The organism is Cytobacillus horneckiae (assembly GCF_002835735.1).
In the GTDB taxonomy this organism is placed as follows: Bacteria; Bacillota; Bacilli; order Bacillales; family Cytobacillaceae; genus Cytobacillus; species Cytobacillus horneckiae.
Genome location: NZ_PISD01000061.1, coordinates 1 through 21,913, shown reverse-complemented (window position 1 = coordinate 21,913; position 21,913 = coordinate 1). Strand labels below are relative to the sequence as shown.

Sequence of the window (21,913 nt, the reverse complement as noted above, 5' to 3'; positions counted from 1 at the left end):
AGGTCGCCAAACTCTGAAAGGTTAGAGCGTTGCTCTGTTTTCCGAACTTTAATAGATTCTGTAGAACATTATAACACATTTTCGATATTTTTCGAGCGTTTTTTATGGAATTCAGTTAATTTCTCTATATTTTTTTGGATTTTATTGGCTAATGTAGTTCTTCTTTCAATTATTCTATTAGTGTTAATTCCTTTATTTAAAGCATTCATATCTCCTATAAATATTAACTTTTCTTCTGCTCTGGTCATTCCTGTATATATTAAATTTCTAATTAGCATGTTATAATGTGCCATAGACATTGGTATAAGTACAATAGGTGCTTGTCCACCTTGAGACTTATGAATGGTTATAGAATATCCCAGTTCTATTTCCCGCCATTCATCTTTCTTATATGTTACTTGGATTCCTTGATAGTCACAGGAGATAATGTCAATTTCCCGATTTCCATTATCTCCTTTGGTGTTACTTCCAATATGTGTGATTATACCAATGTCCCCGTTAAATACCCCATCTTCAGGTCTATTTATAGTTTGTATTACTTTATCGCCTTCCCTAAAAATCTTGTTCCCCTGCTTCACTTCATTTTTATTTATACTATACGGATTTAAGATATCTTGTAATCTGCTGTTCATTCTGTATGTCCCTATTTCGCCATTTTTCATAGGGGTTAGTATTAAAAGGTCTGAAATAGAATAACCTTTCTCTATGAACCTCACAGCGCTTTTAATCAATGTATTAGCAATGCTCATATCATTTGCTCTTTGTATAAAATACATATCATCTTTTGTTTGATCGATTTCTATACTTTTCCCCTTATTTACTCTGTTAGCATTAGTAATAATTTGGCTTTCTTTTGCTTGTCTGAATACTTCCCTTAACCTAATACAAGGCAATTTAGATTTTATTAAGTCCAATAATACATTGCCTGGGTTAATACTAGGCAGTTGGTCAGCATCCCCTGTAAACAATACTCTTGCATGTGGGTTTATTGCTTGTAATAAGGCGTGAAACAGATGTAAATCTACCATACTCATTTCGTCGATTATTAAAAAATCATATTTTAATTGATTTGACGAATTATATTCAAATTCTATATTAGTTAACCCTTGATTATATCCAAGTAATCGATGGTTTGTAGTAGCTTCATGTTGGGTGACCTCCTTCATCCTTCTACTTGCTCTTCCTGTAGGAGCTGACAATGAGATTTTATCTTTGGGGTATACTTGTTGATAAATATGTATTATGGCTTTTAAAACAGTGGTTTTACCTGTTCCTGCATTGCCAGTTAATATCATTACTTTATTGTTTAATACAGCTTTAATTGCTTGTTTTTGTTCTTCGGATAAAATCACTTTGTTTTTTAACTGGTATTCTTTAATATGGTTATTTAATTTCACTTCATTATTAAATACCTTTTTTTTAGAATTTAATAATGATATAAGTTTTACAGCTGCTTTTTCCTCATAATCATAAAATTTTTTAGGGTATACACGATTTTCCTCAATTACAATAGATTGATCTTCTAAAGAATAGATTGACTGTAAAACAGATTGTTCATTTATGAAGTCATTCTTTTTATTATTAAGTAATGATATTGCTTTATTTACTAACTCAGTTTCAGAAATATAGCAATGTCCATATTTAGCACAGTTTTCATCTAGAAGATAATTTATGGCGGCTTCTATTCTTAATCCAGTTAATGGATACATAACTAACTTTCTGGAAATATCATCTGCTTCAGGGAATTTTAAAATTTTATGATGTACCAATAAGAATGGATTCCCCTTAATAACTTTAACCGTTTCATCACTATAAATTGTAAAAAGTTTAATTGCGATTTCAGGAGATAGTCCGATTTTTGAAAGTTCTTCAATTGTTCTTTGAAGAGAAAATGATTCCTTAATACTCTCATATATTTGTTTAGCCCTTTTTTTTCGTATTCCTTTCACCTTTAACAGAGAGCTTTCTTTTTCTTTGAGGATAATTTCAATAGCATTGCTACCCAAGCTCTCTATGATTCTTTCAGCTTGTTTTACTCCACAGCCTTTAATATATTTTGAAGTAAGGAATGCAATTAATTCTTTAGCAGTCTTAGGAATAGGTTTTTCCCAAGATGATATTTGTAGCTGCTTTCCATACTTTTGGTCATTAACCCATCTACCCTTTAAAATGACTTCTTGTCCTTTTGTAACTCCATAAAGCGTTCCTTTAAAGGTTACTTTGCCATTAACACTAAGAAGAATTCCTATTTTATATTCGTCTTTCTGATAAATAAATTTATCTATTATTCCTTTGTATTCAACTTGATCTATGTGATTTTGCATATAAATAACTCCTTCCTTTAAATAGTTTGTTCCATGTTTTCAAAGAAGTGATAAATTTCTTTATCTGGGACATTGTATTTATTGGGAATACCTATTACGTGTGGTATCGATTTAATGTCGTAATATATGGAAGCAGGGAGTGTTCCTAATTCCCCTAGAAGTTCAATGATTATGTAGCCTTTTAGAACATTTTTATGTTGCTTAAAAGCAGGAGCATTTTTTATTTCTTTGGAAAGAAGTTTAATCTGTTCTTTGTACTCTTTTCTTAAGGACTGGTCTGCTGGGCTTATCCTTGCATACGCATACCTCATATTATTCAACTGCTCGCGAATCCTATTAAAATACCAGAATCGATTTAATTCCTTTTCACCAGGAATATTATTATCAAAACCTTTGTAGCTATCTAATGCATAAATGGATTTAACAATGTTCTCTTTTCTCTGCATAAATAATTGATGTAGCCTTTTTTGAACTTTGATTTCATAGTTTGTTTGCACTTGAACTATAAAAAAAGACATTTTTCTTCACTCCTTTTCAATATTTAGAAGCCTTTCGATTTCAAGGTCATGTAAGTTTTTAATCGTTCCTACAATGAATTTTATGCCTACACCCTTTTCGCTTTTTAAAATCCTACTTATACTACTTTCATGCATTCCTATTTTGTTTGCTAATTCACGATTGTTAAGGTTATGATTTTGCATATACTCGTTTAGATATTTTGTGTTAATTGGTAAGTTTTTAGGAAGTTTCATTTTTTCAATATCCTTTCACATTTTATTAACTGTATTCAGTTAATAAAAGTATAGAAAAATACTTGTCCATAAGCAAGTGTTTTAACTGTATTCGGTTAAAAAGTGTGGTTCTTAATAGATTCATAGGTTATAATTAAGAGGTACGATGATAGTTCAGGTGGTGGGTCGGCAATGATTTCCTATAAACCAGTGCTTTTAATGGTGAAGGGAGGTGTTGCCAATGACAGTTTTTGAATCCTTAATGGTGGCTATCGCATTTGCTACTTTAATGGTCACTGTCTCAAATAAAGACAAAAAAAAATAATCCACCTACTTGAATAACGGCCAAGGGTTGGATTATTTTTTCTGCCTGCCGATCCCATTTGGGTATCGTTTGTACATTAGTCGTTGAAATGTTCCAGCATTTCAACGACTAATTTTTTATTAGTATATCTCTATTTTAATTTTATATTCTTCTTTTGTCTAATAAAAAAGTACTTATTAATGTAAAGGGAAAAGCAAATGTGCATTTGGAAAAGCCAAGAGGGTTCGGGTGCAGTGAATTCGTCAACTCCTTAAATTCCCTTCACTTCGTTTCGGTCAGACATTTACCGTTGACGAATGCCACATTTTTCATTCTGCAGCTAGTCAGCTTTTAGACGAAAAAAAGACCGTCAAATGACGATCTTCGTTCTTCAATAAACGCGCCCGATTGAGTAATAACTTTTAATCATCTGTTAGATTCTTATTCTGTTTGTAAGACTTCTTTAAAGAAATCATCTCAAATAGAAAATACAACACCGTAAAAATTATCGGCATAGCAATCAAATCTATTCCGTCATTCCAGTTATTGGGTATTCCTTTAACGATTAAAAATATAATAGAAAAAATAACACCCATTGACAAAGATCGGATGACAGCTGTTCGTCGCTTTTTCATATATTCATTCTTACTCGACACCTCGGTATGTTCTATTCCTGAAAAAACATATCGGAAATACGAGTAAGCCAACATAATAGGTGGAGTTAATAGTAATATAAAATCAGTATCTAAATTGAAATTTAAAAAGTATTTCAAGAAACCAAGTAAAAATAAAATTATTACCGATAAAAATGTAGTTTCAGCCATAAAATAAAGTATTCGCAACCGTTTATATTCATCTTCTGGTAAAAAAGCATTTAAGAATGAGCGAATCATTTAATCACCTTCCCAAAATAAATCATCTAATGTTTTATTTAATGCTTTAGCAATAGCAATACACAAATTCAAACTGGGATTGTACTCCCCTTTTTCAATCAATCCGATAGTTTGCCTTGTAGCATTTACTTGTTTCGCAAGTTGTGCCTGGGTTAAACCTCTTTCTACTCTTGTCAATTTCATTTTATTTACCATATACTCACCTACATAATGAATGATATATCTAACATTTTGTTAACTTTATCTTACATTACATATTGTACTAATGCAAGATAAATATTGCATCAAATCAAAAGAGCCGATTTCTTATAAAAGAAATCGACTCGTATTTTATATCTAATAACCAAATTTACTTATGCTACAATCTGGCCCGTTTGTTGAAATCTATTGTATCTTAATCTACTTCTTTTTCATCAATCAATTTCCCATTGATTTCTTCCAGTTCATCATCGGTCAAATATCGTTTTTCTAATTCGATATACTTCTTACCACCCCAATTATACATGATGGCATAGACATATTTTGTCACATCTTTTTCTTTGTAGCCGTCTAACTCACCGTTTTTAAATTTAGTCATAGCGTCTTTAAATAGCCCAGAAAAAACAATTAATCTCTTACCTTTCAAAGCTTTATAAAATACCTCGAAAACTTCTTGATTAATTAAATAGTCGCTATCTTTCGCCGAGTATTTAGCAATCTCGTACACTTTATCATCTCGACCGTTGCGAACTTTCCGCACGTCAACTTGTGTAATGAGTGGGTTTTTCGTGACCTCTTGCCACAGCTCGAGCCACCGATCCCGAGAAATATAATAATCTTTATCAGTAAAATAACTTTTATTAACTGCAATCAACACATGAAAATGTGGATGGTAATCATCACGATCTTCGTTATATGTGACTTCTAATTTTCTAACATAGCCCAGCTAATTTGCTTCTCCCTTATTTTACTATATAAGAAATTAATTTTAAAGAGTACGGTAAATTACCCTTTTATTTATTCTTCAAAACAGCTATTATAGATATAAATATTTTTCCGAGGCTTTATTGTGTTGCAGCACATTAGAAGCCTTTTTTAATTGTTCTCTTTAATTTATTCATTTCCCTGTTAAGATCACGTTCTGTTTTATTTAATTCTCTTTTTATTTTATTCATGCTGCTTTTTAACTGAGCTGTACTTCTGATTCTTCTCATTTTATGTCCTCCCTTCTGTTGTGAATTAATGTTGGAATAATCCTCCTTTCTCTTCTTATTATTCTACCAATGATTGTTTATGAAAATCAACATATAGTAGATTGATAATATTCGACACTACTATATATTGTGTTTTGTTGGTGTGATATTTATTTTGTCAAACATAAAAATTAAAGTATATAAAAGCAAATTATTGAAAATCCTGTGATTTATTCAAATTTTCCCTTATTTTGATTATTTTTGAGGTTTGTAATTAAAATAAAAAAGAGCACGGTTTCAACCATGCTCTTTAAAAAAGTATGTTTATACTTCAAATGCTTTATCTGCTTGTGTAAAATCTTTTGCTTTTACTGTATTGTCCGAAAACTTACTTACTGTTTCTTCGTTTACATTACTTCCAATAAGTATAGATAAGCATTGAAACTTCTTTTGAACTTTTATCTTGTTAAATTCTTCGATGAATTCTTTTGTTAAATTAGCTTCTCCATCAGTTACAAATATTATATCAGCATTTTTAAAACGACTTCCATTAATTAATTGTAATGCATTCTTTAATGGAGCAAAAAAGTTTGTTCCACCACTCATAAAGCTTTTTGCAAATTTGATAATATCCTTAACATCACTTTTACCCTTTGGGAATACTGTGACATTTGCATTATTAGAGAAACTAATTAATGCAAAGTCCCGTTTTTGTTTTTGAGCGATTGACATAATGGCTAAAGCAAAACCTTTACTTTGAGACTCAAGATTTCTCATTGAACCTGATTCATCTAAACAAAGAATAATTGGACCTTTGCCAAGTTTATCTTTCCCTTTTTTATTATAGACCATTGTTTGTGACTCACTTAATCTACGTACAAAATCATTTTTCGCGGCAGGAATAGCCATATTAGCCATTTCACTAGGAAGAAGTCGTTCTATTTCATTACCAATGGTAACACCACTTCTATTAACAGTTTCCTTATGCTTTACTTTCTGTTTCGAGCGAGCCAACTGTTTAAACTTACCCGCCCAATCAGATATTTTTTTAAAGTTGGGGTTTTTCTCTAAAGCTTGTGCTAATTCAAATTTATCTCTAAGTGGAACTTTCTCCATTTCAGCTGAGCTACTTCCAGAAGTGATTCCAGATAAAATCTTCTGCATATTTTCCTTCTTTTGTTGAGATTCTTTTATCGATTCTTGGAGCATGGAACCTATGGTATTTGTTCCAGTTAAACTACTTTCCAACTGATCAGCAAGTTGCTGCATGTTATTCTCATGTTCATTAGAACCTTGCTGCTGATTTTTATTTTCAGTAGTGTTTTCTCCTTCATCATTCTTTTGCTGATTATAAGATTCCATTGCTTTTTCTAAAGCATTTTTAAACTCTCCATTATTCTTAGCTTCTTCATTTATCCAGTCCAAAACTTGGTTGGAAAAAGAGATAGTAGAAAGAGCTGAAGATAAATCATCTAACTTGGTAAGTTCTCTACTACCTTTAAATAATTCTTCAGCCATCACTTTTTCCATATATGAGTAATTAGGAAGCAATTCTTTTGGTATTTCATCTGTAATTAAATCAGGCTTGCTTTTATATAATGCACTCCAAATATCTCCCATTAACTGAGAAAATAATGGGAATACTGCATCGCCATTAGATTTTATTTCTTTCAGCCCTTTTGACATTTTTAATAACTCATTAAATCTCCTTTTGTCAAAAGCGTCAGCATTAACTGTACTATTTTTATAAACTATTTCATGTTTTCTTAAAAACATTTTTCTCATCCTCTCATTATGTGGTTATTTAAAAAAAAGACAGTCAAAGACTAGAACTTTGACTGTCAAACTAATTAGAATCCTAAAACTGATTCTTGGATAGCTACTGTAGTAGTTTTAATTTTATTCAACATCGATTGAATAGCTGGATTATTACTTTTCGATTTTAATTCCTCTAACTCTTTTTCAATAGTTAATAATTTCTTTCTTGTTTCTATTTTAGTGTCAGTATCATTGCTCTCATATCCTTGTTTACACAGCTCATCAACTTCTGATTCTCGTTGTTGGATTAATAATGTAACTTTATCCTGAGCATTTTCAGTAACAATTTGACTGGTTAAAGTCTTTTGATCTACTGTTTCCCAAAGTGCATTTTTCAATAACAAAATATCTCCAACCAGCACTTCATTCCTTCCCTCAATATGAGCTTTTGCTTTTAATAAGGATAAGCTTTGCTTAAATCTTCTATCTGATGGCCTAATACCTTCATCTGCAAGTAATCTTCGTATTTCAGCTAAGACATTATAAACATCCACGGGAATGTTTACTGTATCAGCTAAGAATTGTTCCTGTATCAATTCATCTAAGGTCAATGAAGGCATTTGGATATTTTGATTATCACCTTTTAACATTTGAATAAAATTATTCTCATCTTTGATATATTCAACTTCAAACCGTAGCAAGAATCTATCAAATAAGGCTTCTAGTCCTTCCCCCTCTTCTGGATATTCGTTTGATGAACCAACTATACTCATTAATGGAGTTTTTAATGGGCTGCCGTTATTGTAGAATAATCGCTCATTAATAATGGTTAATAAACTATTTAAAATAGCACTATTAGCCTTAAATATTTCATCTAAGAAGGCAAAATGGGCTTCAGGTAATTTCCCTTGGATATTTCTTTTGTATATTCCATTCTCTAATTCTTTAATAGAGATTACACCAAACAATTCTTCAGGTGTTGAAAATTGAGTTAGAAGCCATTGAAAGTAATTGCTGCCTTTTATAACATTTTTTAGTTCAGATGAAATAGCAGATTTCCCAGTACCAGCCGAACCAATTAATAATATGTGTTGCCTTGCAACAATCGCTGTTAGCATTGCTTCTATTTCGTTTTCTCTTTCAAAGTACTTTTGGTTTAATGTATTTTTAATATCAATTATTTTTGTCATTTTCATATCTCCCTATATAAAAAGACTAATCATATATGTATATGATTAGTCATCTTTTTTTTATATGCAATAGCTATTATTGCGAACCTTTTTCTCACATTTGATTTTTAATTTATCTCTATCTCTATTAATCCATTTTTTTCATAAGTGATACTGCTCGTTCTCTTAGTTCGTTAAGGTTTTTATTCAAAACTTCAACATCCAAAGAAACTACACTTTGATACGTTTTAAATGTGTCAGCAATCCTTTTTGCATCACTAATAGCTTCTTTAATTTTTGACTTATCAATCTTACTATTGTCAAACAATAAAGAGTCACAATTGTGTAATACTGAGAGCATATCTTCATGTAACTTTTTGTTTACCATACCCCTATTATCTTTAGTATCAAAAAGAGGTATTGAAAAAGCTTCTGATTGCTCTAAGGAATTGCATAGACAACTTAATTGCTCTAAATCATTTTCAAAGGTTTTAGGAACAAAATAAACCCCACCATTAGGACGTACTTGAGTTGGAGCTAAAGAAGCTAGTATCTTAGCTACCATTACTCTTAAATTTTGTGAACCATAAAATTTTGAGTACTTATGATAACGTTTGACTGCATCTTCTGCTAAAGCTTGTGCAGCTGTTTCTTGTTCTCCGTCTTCTACGCTTATACTAATCGTACTATCCTTCTTATTTAGCAAAATTATAGATGCTGTAGGGTTATATTCTAGACGCTTACCAGATTGGTCAACTTTTTCAACAACAATATTTCGTTGAATCATATTTTTATCAGAGTAGACTTCTCTAGTTAAGAAGTTAAAGAAAGTTTTTGGATCATTAGTAGGCATATTCCTTTTTTGAATTTCTTTTGTAGCCCGTCTGAACGCATCTGAAATTCTGATGGGATTGGGTAGCCAGTTATGATCTAAACCAACATCGTCAAACTTTGTTTCTAGTTCCTCTCTTGAAATTAAATGATTTCCGATTGAATACCAAAAAAGATTTCCAATAGTTCCTTCTTGATTTTCTTTAGCTGCAACAATTGATTTTTCTTTTAATTCTTTTTGAATTTGCATGACTTTCTCCTTTCAAAATTTAAAATTATATATAAAAAAAACCAATTCAAATTTAGGTAGAATATAGCCCTAAAGATAAATTGGTTTTTAATATAACAAGTATAAGTTTTTTATTCACATAAAATAATTTTTGTAACCAGACATAGTTACTTCTTTCAATAACAATGTTGTTTTGAAAGTCAAAGAGTTTTTGTTGATCGTATCTTAACCTTATAAAGGAAAGAGCGTATCAACCACTTAAGAGTGAGTAAAGTAAAAAAGTATAGATACATAATAACATAATTCAGTTAATTTTTTCAAGATATTAATTATAATTTCAAAATCACTTTTATTTACCATAACAATGTTTATTTTAATCATATAATTAAATATAAAAACAATTGCATTATAAATAATTATATCAATATTAATATTATAAATGATATTGTTTTCAAAATTGCTTTTGCTTGTATTATTAAAAATATTAATTGTTTACATAATAATATTATTATTATCTATAAAATTAGCATGAAGGTATTTTTATAAATAATAATAAAAATACTATCAATATCAATATTATTGATAGTATTAAAATTAAAATTATTAATATTATAGTAATGACATCATTTAAAGAATAGTATCGATATTGATATTAATATTGTTTTTGATAAGAGAAATAATACTATTAGTAATTTTAATCATAGAAAATCATATACCAAATATAAAACTTGCTATGTTAAAATTGGTTAAACAGTTAACAATCAAAGGTTTAAGAAAGGTGATGTGTGAGTGTGGCAAAAATAATAACGTTCGGTATCAGTAAAGGTGGTTGCTCTAAGTCAACTTCAAGTGGCATAACATCATTTTTATTAAGTAGAGAAGAAAAGGTACTTGCTATAGATATGGATAGTCAAGGGAATTTAACATCTTTTCTTACTGGAGAATATGATATATGTGACGTATTTGAAAATAAAACAGTTCTAGAAGCTATTACAAATGGAGATGCTAGGCCATATATTTTTAACGTTAAAGAAAACTTAGATATTATACCATCTAATGATTACTTAGCAACCCTAGCAAAAACTATGTACAGTAATAAACTTGGACTTGATGCTCTAGAAAAGGCTTTAAAGCCTGTAATGGATAGATATGATTGGATTATTATAGATACTCCACCAGGATTATATGAACAGACCCTACTTCCTTTGGCAACAAAGTCTGATGAAGGTAGCTATGCTATTGTAATGTTTGATGGTTCAATGTTTGCCTATTATGCAATACCGAAGTTTATGGAAATCATACAAGCTACTCAGGAAGCGTATAATCCTAACTTAAAAACTCTTGGAATTCTATTTAGTTTAATAGATTCAAGAGCTAAAGAAAATGAAGCCATGGAACTTGCCGTTGAGGAAGATTATCCGAAATTAAAATTTGAAAGTGTAATTAAAAGAAAAGCAACTACAAGAAGGTTGTCGATCGAAGGATTTGAGAGTAATAAGGAACTAGATAATGCTATTGAATATTATGTTCCTTTTGTAGAGGAGATGAAAAAACGTGTCAAAAAACACTAACGCAATAAAGGATAAAATAAAAAAGAAAGATAGTGCAGCTAGACAATTTGTTAATCAGTTTGCAGCAGAAGATGAAGAGAGGAAAACTGATATTAAAAAGAATAATGATAATAATAACATTAATAATGATGTTAACATTAATAATGATATTGTTAATGATAGCAAAACTGATATTGATTTAAAAAATAATAACAATGAAGATAATATTATTAATACTACTAGTATTTTAAGTAGCATATTAGATGATGAAGAACCATCGAAAGAATTTGTTGGTATTTATTTTGATGCAGATGTCCATAAAGGTCTGAACAAATTAGTTATAAATAAAAGTAGGAATAAGAAAAAGAAGAAGGGTATAAAATCAAAAATAGTAAATGATGTGATTAGGCAAGTTTTGGAAGCAGAAGGTATTCTGTCTAAAAAAGGGGATTAATAATTGGGTAAGAGGAAATTATGATTTCACTTCATAGAATTTTGAAATTGCGGGATTTAGAAATTTTCCATGCGTTAAAAAATGGAATAATTATATCTTATGTAGTAATTGAAGATACTAGAAATCCATTTACACAAGAAGATAAAAAACTAGAACCATTATGTAATCTGGATGAAGAAGATATTAACAAGATATTAAATGTATTTAGGATTTCATTAATTAATGATGAAAAATTAAATGAAGAAGATTCACTGCTCCTAAGAATGTTCTTTTCGGATTTTGTTAATAATACAAATTTAACGAATTATATTATTAAGGAATATATTCAAGAAGATTTGTATGATAATGAAGATAATATAAAATCTTTTAACAAAATTTTGCAAAATATAAATTCAAATTATATTATTGAAGAATTTGATGAAAGAAATTGGATTTATTTATCTCAAGATTAAATAGAAATTTCAATTCAACATACGAATAACAATAAAAGGACTTGATTTCTTCAAGTCATAAAATAAGTAAAGAAGCCTTGTTAACAAGGCTTTTTTATATTAGATAATCTTGCTTGAAAAATAACCAAAGTGGAATAACTATCAAAGATAATACAGTGAACGCTCCTATAAAATACTGGAGAAACTTATGAAGAGATAACACCCATTCAATAAATCCACTAATAACATAAACAATAGAGCCAATAATTGTTTCTGCGTAATAAAAAAATAAAGCTATTAATAAACTAATTAATACAATAGCCATAAAAAATTTTATAACTTCTTTAAACATTGTACATCGCCCCTACCACTAATTAGTAATAACTCTTATAAATCATGTATTTTTTTTAAATCGCTAATTAATGGATCTTTTCTGAAAAGCCCATTTAATAAAAAAAGGCTTTGTCTAATGAAAGTAGGGTAGGGGGTTATTGCCAAATTCTTATTTCTTAAATTTTGTAGATACTCAATTTCTTTATGTATTTTTTTATTTGAGTAAATAACTTGTTCATCATCGCCATAATTGTAGATCGTAGGGATGTCGAATGATTTTAAGTTAGTTTCCTTAAAAGAATAATAGTATGATATTTCCTTATCATAAGAATTTTGATTATCATGCTGTTTAAGTTCTAAACCAAGTGAACTTACTAACTTGTTTAATTCCTGTTTTTGTGAAAGTGAGTAAATATAATTACTCTCTTTTAAAGTATTTAATTCATAGATTTCGTGAACTTTCCCATATATTAGGGGGGCGCTAGTAATTATTGCAAATAATGTCCTGTGGCTTCCACCGGTTCCAACATAATATTCATCAACATCTTTATAGTAAGTAAAGTTAAGAGAACCGGAGTAATCTCCAGATATAAAAGTATCATGAATATCTTTAAGGCTCATGGACTGCATTTTATCTATAAACGTTTCAACTGTTGTTTTTTCTAAATTATATTTGCTATTATATTGGCTGCATTTATAGTTGTTAAAATTCTCATATAGAGATACTCCTGGTTTACCTCGTAATGTACATAATCCTTTAATTTTATTGACAGGAATATATTCCATTTTATTTATGTCAGATGAATAATCATATGTTTTAGCTAACTTTTCACTTATTCTATTTAAAGGTTCGTTTTTTAGATAATCAATATAACCTGTTGATACTCCAAGGTTAATTAGAATAATTTCTAGCACATTTCTTCCTCCTTATAAAAATTTTATTACTTATTCAATACATAGTACTTGTAGAGAGTTTCAGCATTTGTTAAGGCATGTTCCTTATTATCGTACTCAATTAATCCAGACTGTGTTTCTTCATCTGGAAAGTAGCAGTATGCTTCATCTTCATCGAAATAAACAGCTGGATGAAATACAGTCCTAGTATGTTTTTTATCGTCATTCAGGTATGTTATTTTATCAGCAATAAAAGGTGCTCTTATCAATTTAACCGCCCTCATATACTTTTTGTTTACTATCTACATAACTATCATCGAGTTTCGTAACTATTTCATATTTTTAAGTAAATAACTGGCTGATTCTTTAATTACTTCTATTTTTTCTTTTTCTGTGAGTGCTTCAAAGGCTATTGAAACAATGGTAGGTATACTTTCATAAGTCCCCTCCAACTCCACTATATCTGATAAAAAATCGTTTCCAGTATTGATTAAATAATCAATAACAATTTGCTGATTCTTTTCCATCATTTATCACTCCTTAGTTAACTCCCTGCTTAAATTAGTTTCGTTAATTGAATTGAAAAAAATAGAATGAAAACATTTAATTACTTTACTCTTCGGTTGAAATCTAATTCGTTAATAGCACGAACAAAGGCTATTTCATCACATCCATATAATCCAGTAGTATTAATATTGTTGTATTCAACTACCTTTAGGCCTTTTTCAGTTTCTGCTATATCAATAACAAAGGCTTTTGCTAATGGAAATCTATCTACTATTTGTTTAACGTATTCCTCGATTTCAACAGAAGGTTTACACGAACTGTTTATCTTGTCACCTACTTTATAACTTGAACCTGTAATTATTTTTTGATTCACCACAAAGAAACGATATTCAGCTTTAATTCTTTGTATCGGAGCAATCATTAAAGATTGTCCGATATAAGGACTATCTTCTCTATTTTCTCGTTCTTGCCAATCCAAGAAGTCCTCTTTGGTTACAGTCATTCCAGTAAAAAGTTTGGTATTTCCGGTTGGTCGAATAAAAAATTCTTCCCCTATTGGGTAAAGAGTCGAAAGTTCACCATAAATGATTTCATTATTTAAAAGTTCATTTCCTAACTCTCTTTGAAAGACTTCAAATTCAAATTTATCATTCATAAATGAACCAGGTTCCAACTCCATATCTTGTGCTATCTTTGCAAAAGCCTTAGAGCCATAGACCATGATTTGTTCATTCAAAATAAATTCTTGTATCGCTTCTTCAGAGTTATCTAACGGTATTTTATTTTCTTTATCAATAACAGATAGAGAGTTATCTTGATTTACTCTGACCAATAAATAGTCAACGGAGCATTTCTCTAACGCATTTAATATTCGGATGATATTTGAAGAGTTGTTTAAAAACTCTTGTACTAACCATTTCATTTCATTTTCCCCTCCATTTTTTTATGGATTTTGCATCTGATTTTAAAGTTACAACACTAAGATCCGATTTATAAAGTTTATATTGTCAGATTCGAAAAGGTTATTTCAACACGTTATTCCGAATAGCCCTTTCTAATGTAACTAAATTCATCAACTATGAAACTTGTTGCTTAAAACGTTTAATAGTCTTCCTGATACGGGTCGCAACTTTTACAAATCCTTAAGCTGTAAGGTTTATCGAATTTGTCTGGAGAACCAAAGAAATAACGGTATTTTTTCTTATTCAAGATGGGTTTTCCGCAATCATCACAATCATATGTTTTTCTGGCGGAGCGCACTTCGGACTTAATGATTAAGCTCATCTTTATCTCCTCCTTAATTAACGTTTTTATTCTTGTGTTTCTTTAAACGAAACTTATATTATTCCCTTTCACTTTAATCTTTTATATGCTTGAATTTTCTATATAAATAAATCTCTTCTCTTAACATGCAAAAACAACCAACTATCAAAAATACTACATTAAAAATACCTATAAGAATTAATGGAATTGATAAAAAAATGATTATCGAATTATATGTTTCAACAAATAATGTATAACCTTGAGGTAATTTATCATAAATTAGCCATGAAAATATAAATATAGGTAATGATATCGGGATTTCAAATACATAATAACCCATCTGCCACGGGTGATATGTTTTTAAATCACGATAATAAGCAATAAAAATTAGTAGATATATAATGTACAAGATACTTGATAAACATAGTATCTCTACTGTATTTTGATTATTAAAAAAGCTAATAATAACTTGTATTACATCTTTTAACATATTGTTCTCCTTCTGTGTATTTGAAATTAAGTTGAACCGTTTTGAAAAAAGTCGTATTTTAGTGTTTAACACAATGCTTGTTTAATTTCTGGGAAACTCCCCTTAATTTTAGTGTGAAACGCTGTAATTCCTTTTCAGTAAAGTTAATCATGGCTACCTTATTTTAAAAACCCTCTTTCTCTTTGCTTCCATAGTCTTCTAGTTCATCTTGCTCCTTAATTATCTTATAAAGCATCCCCCAAACAATCATAATTACTAAAAGTAATGCACCTATTATTAATAAATCCATATTTTTATTTCCTCCTAAGGGAATATCTTTTGCTTTATTTAGATTCTTCTAATTCTAATTTAGGGTCAACTATTAAGAGTTTATTGTTATTATTAATAATAGAATCAAACATTTTTGTGTAAGAACCCATGCCCATAGTTTTAGAATCCTTACCTTCAAGAAATGTAACTTTTACTGACATGGCTATCCCCCCTTAATTAAACTTTTCGCTTATATCTTTTTATTAATTTTCTATCAATACGATTCAAATAATATTGCTAAATTACATTGTCTATTGTCTTTTTTGTGTAATCTATTTTATTTCCGTCATAAAAGCCCTTTTCATAGGCTGCTATTTCTTCAATAGGTGGCAGTTTATAAGTAAGACTTCCTCCTGTAACGATACTTCCATAAGTTTCTTCAACTTCCTTTGGAACAAGCACCATTAATCCAAACTCTTCACGCATCTGTATTAATTGCTCAACAAATTTTTGTTTAAGACCAGACAAGAAACCTCTCATATATGAGCTTTTGATATTTTCTGTTATTCTTCTTTCTCTCAAGTAGGCGTGATTCTCATAATAACTATTCACAAATTCATTAGCATAAAACGTTAAAGCTTCATATGCTAATAAGTACATTTCCTTGGCCAAAACAACATCACTCTCGTAACCCAAGAACATAATAGCTCTCTTCTTATGAATAGAGTTTTGTAGATACTTGCTATTTATATAACTTTTCACCTTGAAATTTTTAGACATTATGTTAGCTAATTCATGTTCCCACCAATATAACTTTTTATATGAAGTTATCTGTCCGTCCTGGATATCTTTATGTTCTATATTTGTATCAATTTCAGAGATTGAAATATCATTTTTAATCATAAGCTTTTGTGCCATTAAAAAAGCTGTTTGTGATTCTTCATCGTTTTTATTATCATTAGCTATTGCTAAAAGACCTTTTATTTTTTTTATTATTACTTCATTATTATTTGACATCGATTACTCCCTTCTAATGTCATTCTTTATATGAATGTTTTCATATTCTTTGATAATTTTATAAAAAGTGTTCTTTTTCAGTTTTAACAAATCCATAAACTCAACAGATTTTAACTTGCGTTCTTTCCAAATAGCATAATTTAAATTAAGAAGGTTTTTTTGTTCATTATTTAATAAGTCGTATGATTGTGAAGGTCTGCCTAAGTGTTTGCCTGCTCTTTTGGCATTTTCTATTCCTTCTCGTTGCCGTTGTTTTATTTTCTTTCGCTCCTGATCTGCTACATAAGATAAAAGCGATAAGAATTGGTCTTCCATTAATTTTCCCATGTCACCCATTTCCTTAAATTTTCTGCTATCAAATAAGGATTCATTTTCTAAGATGACAATATCAGCTCCTATATCTCTAGTGATGGTTTTCCATTCACTAATAACTGCATCGTAATTTCTTCCCAATCTATCAAGGGCATCAATATATAATAAATCTCCTACACTAATTACCTTCTTTAATAACTGATACTGAGGACGGTTGAAATCTTTTCCAGAAAGTTTATCTACAAATATCTTCCTTGCTTCTACACCCTTATTAATCATTTTCGTGAATTGCCTAGCTTCATTTTGATCTTTCGTTGAAACTCTAATATATCCATAAATATTACTCATTTTAAAACTCCTTTTGTAAATCAGTACTACTTTCTTCTATTATTATAGAATTAATTAACTCTGTTTGACTCCGAAGTAAATTTTTACATATTCCTTCATGTGTCTTTTCATTTCATTTAATCTACCAATTGCCTTAGATTTATCTGTGGAGCCTGAACCCATAAATTCACGGTAATTGGTTGGTACATCGTATTCTTCTATAATTGTTTGCTCTTGTTGAGGTTTTATAGCTTCCTTAAAATACATCATCCATTCTGCAAATTGATCATGCTCAATATTTTGTTCCTGAGCATCTATAGCAGTCATCAAAACCATCGGAAAATGAATTTTTCTTAAAAGGGTACTTTCTTTTCTAGTTAACACATTTGTTAAGTAATCCATCGCCCCTCTAACTTTTTCTAATAATTCCATTTTGCTTTCTGAATCAGTTCTAAAGGACTGCATATATTCTGAGATAACTGATTGAGTTACATTTTTATATTCAAATCCCTTATCTAGCATCATCATAGTTTGAACCAATGCTGTAATATGTCCTTCAGTTCGTAATTGGGTTTTAGAGAATGCTGCAAGCTCATGAATAAATGGATGATTTCCTAATTTATTTATAGTACTCGCCCATTCAATACCCATTAAAGCCTTGGATTTTTGTTGAAGGGTCATAGGTGTTCCGTTGTTCAGGCGATATAGTAAATCCTCGATTTCTTCATCTGTTACTAATTCTCCATCGATGGTGTATGTAAGTAATGTTCTTGAGAGGATTAAGTCTTGTATAACTTCATCCAGTTCATCAAACGTTTTGCCAGCAAGTTCATAGTCTATACCATCTACCTTCACATCTTTTAAGTTGGTATCTAAAGAAAATTCCCCAATAATAAAACTTCGTATATTAGTCAACCGCTGCTTTCCATCTAAGCAGCTACGAATTACAATTTTTTCCGGAACTTGTTTCCCTTTCTTTTCCACCAAAATTTCCTCTTTGTCTCCCACGAAGTAAAGTGCAGGGATTGGATAATTTCTTGATAATGAATCCATGAGTAGAGAACTTTGATTGCCCTTCCATTGTCCTTCAGCTCTCTGAATTGGATAATCAAAAGTAATTGTTTCTCGTTCGATCATTCTTAGCATTTGTTTTATACTCCAAGATACAGTTGTAAATTCTAAAGCCATTTTACTTCCCCCATTTTTCTTCAGTCTATTAAGTAACTGAATTCCGTTAATTTAATTATAATGTATGTGTTTTTGTTTGTAAAGGTATAAATGATGACTAAACGTTTAAAAAATAAAAAACATAACCTTTAAGGAAAAATAAAAGTGCTTTAAATCTATATTTCTATCTCAGTGTTAAAGTGTTTTTAAAGTATACTTTTATAAACTATTTTTAAACAAAAAAAGACAAGAATATTTTCCTTGTATTTTTATAATTATGAATATAATAAATTATACATTAATAAAATGATTCAATTTTTCATCTGACAATAATTAATCAATTCTATTATGGAACTTATCTCTATTTTTCAATTCGTTTTTATTCTTATAGATTCTGTACTGAATAAAAAAAACGAAAAGATTGTAGTGAAGTTACCAAAGGCTAAGAAACCTTTAAATAATAATATATGAACACCTATTATCCTTTCATTTTTAATATTTATATGAATTTTCTCATATAAAAAATCTTTGATCAGTGTGAAAATTAATAGCATAAATAAAAATGAACCATCTAAGTAAGGTGATAATTCAAGGGGGATACACTCAGTGAATGTTGTCAAAATTACTCCTACCATAAAAGTTAATATAGCGAGAAGATATATCTCTATTCCGAATATGTCCACTTTCTTATTTTTACTTTTCTTGTTCATTGTCTTATAAACAAATTTCTCAAGTTGAAACTTTTTCTTCTTATCCATTATGGGACTAGGTTTAATCCATTTAGCATGATAAACTGTACCGGATTTATTACTTTTTAAGGTGATTATATCTTTTTTTGAAGTCGATTCTTCTGATTTCAGATAACTTTTGTAAAGCTTGTCTTTCTGCTTTATTAAAGTCTGTTTTATAAATATGATAAACTTTTTCTTCTTTTGTATATTCTTCAAAATAATGAAGTGTAAACCCTTTAGATTTTTTCCTCAAAATACTTCTTCCTATCTATTATGATATTAGATAAACGTACTGAATCATATTGAAGAGACATAACGTTGATTTAAAAAGAGTGGAACTTGCAAGAATTAATAGTTCAGTAGTATGTATGTACCTTAACTATAACGATAGTTCTATTATAAATATTAAGAAAGTGTGTTGTAGAAAGATATATTTTTGTACATTTTTGGTAACATAATTGACAGAATAATTAGCAGCTACTAATATCAAGTTAATGTTTGGGCTCTAATGTTTAGTATTGAAAATTTTGTGGGTGATGCTATAAATTACTAATCCTTATATATCTCCTCTTGTTATAAACAAATCATTTTTTATTGGAATAATGATTTATACAGAATTAATATTCGTAACATTTTATATTTTGATTGAGTATTTTTTTGAATGTTACCATTTTTCCTTTTCTCTAAGAAAATCCATACTAAGCCTAACTAAAAAACTTTAAATGGGGGTATTCCTATGAAAAATAAGAAAACTAGGTTGTTAATCCGTTCTAGCTTATTACTTATAATGACTGCAGCAATTGCCTATACGCTTTATCAAAATTTATTCACAGAAAATGTGCGTGTTCAGGCAGGAGATCAAGCACCAGACTTTATTCTAGAGGATATGGTTGGGAATGAAATCCAACTATCTGATTATAGAGGGAAGGGAGTTTTTCTTAACTTTTGGGGAACATGGTGTAAACCGTGTGAAAAAGAAATGCCCTATATGGAAAATCAATATAGAGTATTTAAAGAATTAGGTGTAGAAACTTTTGCAGTCAATATTGGGGAAAGTGATTTGGCCATCAATACTTTTAAAAGCAAGCATGAACTTACTTTTAGTATATTAAAAGATAGAAACCGAGAAGTGACAGAAGCTTATGACATTACCCCTATTCCAACTACGTTCTTAATTGATAAGGATGGTTTAATAGTTAAAGTAATAACAGGTACTATGTCTGAAGAGGATATAATAAATTACATGAAACTAATTCAACCATAAATAATAATATTTAGTTAGATGAATGAAATTGGAACAAAACCCTTGAGAGTCTTTACTTTAGCAAAATACGTAGCTTTATACCTTGTGAACTATGCTCGTATAAACGTATTCTCATGTATCCTTTGATAATTATCCTCGGAATTGTCACATTTTAAGGTGATTCATCTATTAAGAAGTTTTTACTACCAATGGCTTCAATAGGATCGTGTATTCATTCTATCATTACTTGATTCAAAAAATACCAGTACTAGCAGAAATAAAACCTTGTGCCAACGGTATTCCCTGTAACTCAAGGGTATTAAGAATTCTTAAGAATGGAAATTAGATGAATTGATTTTATAAATAAAGATGTGAAAGATTTTGGTTTACAGAATCTAAAGGGGGAGATATGGGAAGCAGGTTTTGTATTTACAAACTGTACCACTGTGTTTGTCTACTTATGATGACTAAATGGCAAAAATTCAACGTAAATGAAAGAAGAAGGACTAGATATAGAATTTGTTTCATTCAGTGCCAATCCAGATATAGATACTTCTGAAGTTTAAAAGGAATATGCTAGAAATTATAAATTGGATTCAAACAATTAGAATCTATTAACTGGATAAATCCCAACAAACGATTGAAGATTATGCATTAAAGAATTTTAAGACTAGTGTAAAAAAAGACGATGCTAGTAATCAAGTTATACATGGTTCATCCTTTTATTTAATAGATAAAGAAGGATATGTCGTAAAGGAATATAATGGCTTGAATTTCCTTTAGAGGAAATGGTATCAGATATAAAATTATTAAGTATAGAGGATTGATACTATGATAAGAAAGCGCACCTTATTTTTTATTTTCTTTCCCTTTTCAGTTATTCTGTTAATTTTTATAACTTTAAATATTCCAAGGGATACTTTACCATCTCCCGATACTAGAATTATTTTAGAACATACTTATCAATCTTATATTGCACCTACATGCTTTGAAGAATCTAACCCTACGAACTTCCTTGCAGATTCTACTTTAGAATCTGCACAAAAATTAAATTATAAACCACATTCAGCATGTACCGAAAAAGCTTTAAAAGCGGAAAAAGATAATATGTTTGTAAGTATCTTAAAAGAAATAGGGATAATAGATAAATTATGGGATAATTGGTAGAGTATAAGAGTTTTATTCATAATTTTAAAAAGGAAATTTATAGCCAATATATTGTATAATGTATTGCTGAATAAAATTAGTATTTCAAGTGGTCATTAATGGTGAAAGTGAAACCAACTGGTTTTCTTTTATAAGCTCTAATGTTCTACCTAAAAATTCTTCAACTAAATTATCTGTGTCAATAATTAATGATTCATAAATTGTTTTTTACCCTCAACAGTTTAAAAAATTTTTTAATTTTTGGGAGGAACCTACTGAAGATACCTTCCCAAATATCAGTGTTCCACCTTTTTCCTTTTATATCATGAGTAACACCTAAATTTAATTGGTTGTTAAAAGGGGGATGAAATTTTAGATATTCAATCTT

The 21,913-nt window shown here is 29.5% G+C and carries 28 protein-coding genes and 1 pseudogene; 6 read left to right on the top strand and 23 right to left on the bottom strand.

The genetic code is table 11. The features are described from left to right. Positions 1-68 precede the first annotated feature (68 nt). From recD2 to CWS20_RS22765, 10 genes are all read right to left on the bottom strand, one after another. On the bottom strand, positions 69-2,324 hold the full coding sequence (gene recD2 / locus CWS20_RS22805) for an SF1B family DNA helicase RecD2 (protein WP_066194527.1): 2,256 nt from the start codon (positions 2,322-2,324) through the stop codon (positions 69-71). Positions 2,325-2,341: 17 nt separating this feature from the next. Further along, positions 2,342-2,842 carry a hypothetical protein gene (locus CWS20_RS22800; protein ID WP_066194523.1) on the bottom strand — a complete coding sequence of 167 codons (501 nt, stop codon included), beginning with the start codon at positions 2,840-2,842 and terminating at the stop codon, positions 2,342-2,344. Between the two features lie 6 nt (positions 2,843-2,848). After that, positions 2,849-3,076: a hypothetical protein gene (locus CWS20_RS22795; protein WP_066194520.1), complete on the bottom strand. Its 228-nt coding sequence runs from the start codon at positions 3,074-3,076 to the stop codon at positions 2,849-2,851. Between the two features lie 705 nt (positions 3,077-3,781). Next, entirely contained in the window at positions 3,782-4,252 is a 471-nt protein-coding gene (locus CWS20_RS22790; RefSeq protein WP_066194517.1) for a hypothetical protein, read from the bottom strand. After that, the gene (locus CWS20_RS22785; RefSeq protein WP_066194514.1) at positions 4,253-4,447 is read right to left on the bottom strand and encodes a helix-turn-helix transcriptional regulator; all 195 of its coding nucleotides are present in this window, start codon (positions 4,445-4,447) and stop codon (positions 4,253-4,255) included. A gap of 199 nt (positions 4,448-4,646) precedes the next feature. Next, complete coding sequence (locus CWS20_RS22780) at positions 4,647-5,177, bottom strand: protein rep (RefSeq protein ID WP_083957293.1); 531 nt, start codon at positions 5,175-5,177, stop codon at positions 4,647-4,649. A gap of 136 nt (positions 5,178-5,313) precedes the next feature. Continuing rightward, complete coding sequence (locus tag CWS20_RS29110) at positions 5,314-5,445, bottom strand: hypothetical protein (RefSeq protein WP_276328336.1); 132 nt, start codon at positions 5,443-5,445, stop codon at positions 5,314-5,316. Positions 5,446-5,748: 303 nt separating this feature from the next. Beyond that, a complete protein-coding gene (locus tag CWS20_RS22775) occupies positions 5,749-7,200 on the bottom strand; it encodes a vWA domain-containing protein (RefSeq protein WP_066194507.1) in 1,452 nt (483 codons plus the stop codon). Positions 7,201-7,274: 74 nt separating this feature from the next. Further along, entirely contained in the window at positions 7,275-8,372 is a 1,098-nt protein-coding gene (locus tag CWS20_RS22770; RefSeq protein ID WP_066194504.1) for an AAA family ATPase, read from the bottom strand. Between the two features lie 127 nt (positions 8,373-8,499). Then, the gene (locus CWS20_RS22765) at positions 8,500-9,432 is read right to left on the bottom strand and encodes a DUF6744 family protein (RefSeq protein WP_066194501.1); all 933 of its coding nucleotides are present in this window, start codon (positions 9,430-9,432) and stop codon (positions 8,500-8,502) included. Between the two features lie 770 nt (positions 9,433-10,202). On the opposite strand from CWS20_RS22765, the gene CWS20_RS22760 reads away from it, so the two are divergent. The 3 genes from CWS20_RS22760 to CWS20_RS22750 are packed head-to-tail and all read left to right on the top strand — an operon-like array spanning position 10,203 to position 11,867. Then, complete coding sequence (locus tag CWS20_RS22760; RefSeq protein ID WP_066194498.1) at positions 10,203-10,982, top strand: ParA family protein; 780 nt, start codon at positions 10,203-10,205, stop codon at positions 10,980-10,982. Continuing rightward, positions 10,966-11,415, top strand: a complete 450-nt coding sequence (locus CWS20_RS22755) for a hypothetical protein (protein ID WP_066194495.1) — start codon at positions 10,966-10,968, stop codon at positions 11,413-11,415. Before CWS20_RS22760 ends, CWS20_RS22755 begins: the two co-directional genes overlap by 17 nt. A 20-nt stretch (positions 11,416-11,435) precedes the next feature. Continuing rightward, a complete protein-coding gene (locus CWS20_RS22750; RefSeq protein ID WP_066194493.1) occupies positions 11,436-11,867 on the top strand; it encodes a terpene synthase in 432 nt (143 codons plus the stop codon). Between the two features lie 94 nt (positions 11,868-11,961). Here CWS20_RS22750 and CWS20_RS22745 read toward each other — a convergent pair whose 3' ends face one another. The 13 genes from CWS20_RS22745 to CWS20_RS28180 all read right to left on the bottom strand — a co-directional run bounded on the left by CWS20_RS22745 (position 11,962) and on the right by CWS20_RS28180 (position 19,389). Beyond that, positions 11,962-12,198 (bottom strand): hypothetical protein, encoded by a 237-nt coding sequence (locus tag CWS20_RS22745; RefSeq protein ID WP_066194490.1) that lies wholly within the window; start codon positions 12,196-12,198, stop codon positions 11,962-11,964. A 35-nt stretch (positions 12,199-12,233) separates the two neighbouring features. After that, positions 12,234-13,094: a hypothetical protein gene (locus CWS20_RS22740; protein ID WP_066194486.1), complete on the bottom strand. Its 861-nt coding sequence runs from the start codon at positions 13,092-13,094 to the stop codon at positions 12,234-12,236. A gap of 26 nt (positions 13,095-13,120) precedes the next feature. Further along, positions 13,121-13,342, bottom strand: a complete 222-nt coding sequence (locus tag CWS20_RS22735; RefSeq protein WP_066194484.1) for a hypothetical protein — start codon at positions 13,340-13,342, stop codon at positions 13,121-13,123. Between the two features lie 60 nt (positions 13,343-13,402). Continuing rightward, positions 13,403-13,603, bottom strand: a complete 201-nt coding sequence (locus CWS20_RS22730) for a hypothetical protein (RefSeq protein WP_142385412.1) — start codon at positions 13,601-13,603, stop codon at positions 13,403-13,405. Between the two features lie 77 nt (positions 13,604-13,680). Then, entirely contained in the window at positions 13,681-14,502 is an 822-nt protein-coding gene (locus CWS20_RS22725) for an ATP-grasp domain-containing protein (protein WP_066194477.1), read from the bottom strand. Positions 14,503-14,681: 179 nt separating this feature from the next. Continuing rightward, positions 14,682-14,864 (bottom strand): hypothetical protein, encoded by a 183-nt coding sequence (locus CWS20_RS22720; RefSeq protein WP_066194474.1) that lies wholly within the window; start codon positions 14,862-14,864, stop codon positions 14,682-14,684. A 73-nt stretch (positions 14,865-14,937) separates the two neighbouring features. Beyond that, positions 14,938-15,333 carry a hypothetical protein gene (locus CWS20_RS22715; RefSeq protein WP_066194471.1) on the bottom strand — a complete coding sequence of 132 codons (396 nt, stop codon included), beginning with the start codon at positions 15,331-15,333 and terminating at the stop codon, positions 14,938-14,940. A gap of 163 nt (positions 15,334-15,496) precedes the next feature. Then, positions 15,497-15,622: a hypothetical protein gene (locus CWS20_RS29105; protein WP_276328335.1), complete on the bottom strand. Its 126-nt coding sequence runs from the start codon at positions 15,620-15,622 to the stop codon at positions 15,497-15,499. Positions 15,623-15,656: 34 nt separating this feature from the next. After that, the gene (locus CWS20_RS28185; RefSeq protein WP_157090511.1) at positions 15,657-15,803 is read right to left on the bottom strand and encodes a hypothetical protein; all 147 of its coding nucleotides are present in this window, start codon (positions 15,801-15,803) and stop codon (positions 15,657-15,659) included. 76 nt (positions 15,804-15,879) lie between these two features. Continuing rightward, the gene (locus CWS20_RS22710; protein ID WP_066194467.1) at positions 15,880-16,599 is read right to left on the bottom strand and encodes a DUF2786 domain-containing protein; all 720 of its coding nucleotides are present in this window, start codon (positions 16,597-16,599) and stop codon (positions 15,880-15,882) included. A gap of 3 nt (positions 16,600-16,602) precedes the next feature. Continuing rightward, a complete protein-coding gene (locus CWS20_RS22705; protein WP_066194464.1) occupies positions 16,603-17,259 on the bottom strand; it encodes a recombinase family protein in 657 nt (218 codons plus the stop codon). 54 nt (positions 17,260-17,313) lie between these two features. Then, a complete protein-coding gene (locus CWS20_RS22700; RefSeq protein ID WP_066194459.1) occupies positions 17,314-18,426 on the bottom strand; it encodes a DUF262 domain-containing protein in 1,113 nt (370 codons plus the stop codon). Between the two features lie 786 nt (positions 18,427-19,212). Beyond that, the gene (locus CWS20_RS28180; RefSeq protein WP_157090510.1) at positions 19,213-19,389 is read right to left on the bottom strand and encodes a hypothetical protein; all 177 of its coding nucleotides are present in this window, start codon (positions 19,387-19,389) and stop codon (positions 19,213-19,215) included. Positions 19,390-19,872: 483 nt separating this feature from the next. Here CWS20_RS28180 and resA point away from each other — a divergent pair, with 483 nt between their 5' ends. From resA to CWS20_RS22680, 3 genes and pseudogenes are all read left to right on the top strand, one after another. Beyond that, entirely contained in the window at positions 19,873-20,400 is a 528-nt protein-coding gene (resA, locus tag CWS20_RS22690) for a thiol-disulfide oxidoreductase ResA (protein WP_066194453.1), read from the top strand. A 41-nt stretch (positions 20,401-20,441) separates the two neighbouring features. Continuing rightward, positions 20,442-20,701: pseudogene (locus CWS20_RS27790) on the top strand (disulfide bond formation protein B); the annotation flags it as partial. A gap of 509 nt (positions 20,702-21,210) precedes the next feature. Next, positions 21,211-21,546: a hypothetical protein gene (locus CWS20_RS22680; RefSeq protein ID WP_083957290.1), complete on the top strand. Its 336-nt coding sequence runs from the start codon at positions 21,211-21,213 to the stop codon at positions 21,544-21,546. Positions 21,547-21,913: the final 367 nt, after the last annotated feature.

Bases quoted from the DNA above. Each gene is read 5' to 3' on its own strand.
- CWS20_RS22790 (WP_066194517.1), bottom strand. From the start codon at position 4,252: ATGATTCGCTCATTCTTAAATGCTTTTTTACCAGAAGATGAATATAAA.
- recD2 (WP_066194527.1), bottom strand. From the start codon at position 2,324: ATGCAAAATCACATAGATCAAGTTGAATACAAAGGAATAATAGATAAA.
- CWS20_RS29110 (WP_276328336.1), bottom strand. From the start codon at position 5,445: ATGAGAAGAATCAGAAGTACAGCTCAGTTAAAAAGCAGCATGAATAAA.
- CWS20_RS22770 (WP_066194504.1), bottom strand. From the start codon at position 8,372: ATGACAAAAATAATTGATATTAAAAATACATTAAACCAAAAGTACTTT.
- CWS20_RS22795 (WP_066194520.1), bottom strand. From the start codon at position 3,076: ATGAAACTTCCTAAAAACTTACCAATTAACACAAAATATCTAAACGAG.
- CWS20_RS22730 (WP_142385412.1), bottom strand. From the start codon at position 13,603: ATGATGGAAAAGAATCAGCAAATTGTTATTGATTATTTAATCAATACT.
- CWS20_RS22745 (WP_066194490.1), bottom strand. From the start codon at position 12,198: ATGTTTAAAGAAGTTATAAAATTTTTTATGGCTATTGTATTAATTAGT.
- CWS20_RS22715 (WP_066194471.1), bottom strand. From the start codon at position 15,333: ATGTTAAAAGATGTAATACAAGTTATTATTAGCTTTTTTAATAATCAA.
- resA (WP_066194453.1), top strand. From the start codon at position 19,873: ATGAAAAATAAGAAAACTAGGTTGTTAATCCGTTCTAGCTTATTACTT.
- CWS20_RS22710 (WP_066194467.1), bottom strand. From the start codon at position 16,599: ATGTCAAATAATAATGAAGTAATAATAAAAAAAATAAAAGGTCTTTTA.
- CWS20_RS22775 (WP_066194507.1), bottom strand. From the start codon at position 7,200: ATGTTTTTAAGAAAACATGAAATAGTTTATAAAAATAGTACAGTTAAT.
- CWS20_RS22720 (WP_066194474.1), bottom strand. From the start codon at position 14,864: ATGAGCTTAATCATTAAGTCCGAAGTGCGCTCCGCCAGAAAAACATAT.
- CWS20_RS22750 (WP_066194493.1), top strand. From the start codon at position 11,436: ATGATTTCACTTCATAGAATTTTGAAATTGCGGGATTTAGAAATTTTC.
- CWS20_RS22705 (WP_066194464.1), bottom strand. From the start codon at position 17,259: ATGAGTAATATTTATGGATATATTAGAGTTTCAACGAAAGATCAAAAT.
- CWS20_RS22800 (WP_066194523.1), bottom strand. From the start codon at position 2,842: ATGTCTTTTTTTATAGTTCAAGTGCAAACAAACTATGAAATCAAAGTT.
- CWS20_RS22700 (WP_066194459.1), bottom strand. From the start codon at position 18,426: ATGGCTTTAGAATTTACAACTGTATCTTGGAGTATAAAACAAATGCTA.
- CWS20_RS22765 (WP_066194501.1), bottom strand. From the start codon at position 9,432: ATGCAAATTCAAAAAGAATTAAAAGAAAAATCAATTGTTGCAGCTAAA.
- CWS20_RS22725 (WP_066194477.1), bottom strand. From the start codon at position 14,502: ATGAAATGGTTAGTACAAGAGTTTTTAAACAACTCTTCAAATATCATC.
- CWS20_RS22680 (WP_083957290.1), top strand. From the start codon at position 21,211: ATGATAAGAAAGCGCACCTTATTTTTTATTTTCTTTCCCTTTTCAGTT.
- CWS20_RS22785 (WP_066194514.1), bottom strand. From the start codon at position 4,447: ATGGTAAATAAAATGAAATTGACAAGAGTAGAAAGAGGTTTAACCCAG.
- CWS20_RS28185 (WP_157090511.1), bottom strand. From the start codon at position 15,803: ATGTCAGTAAAAGTTACATTTCTTGAAGGTAAGGATTCTAAAACTATG.
- CWS20_RS29105 (WP_276328335.1), bottom strand. From the start codon at position 15,622: ATGGATTTATTAATAATAGGTGCATTACTTTTAGTAATTATGATTGTT.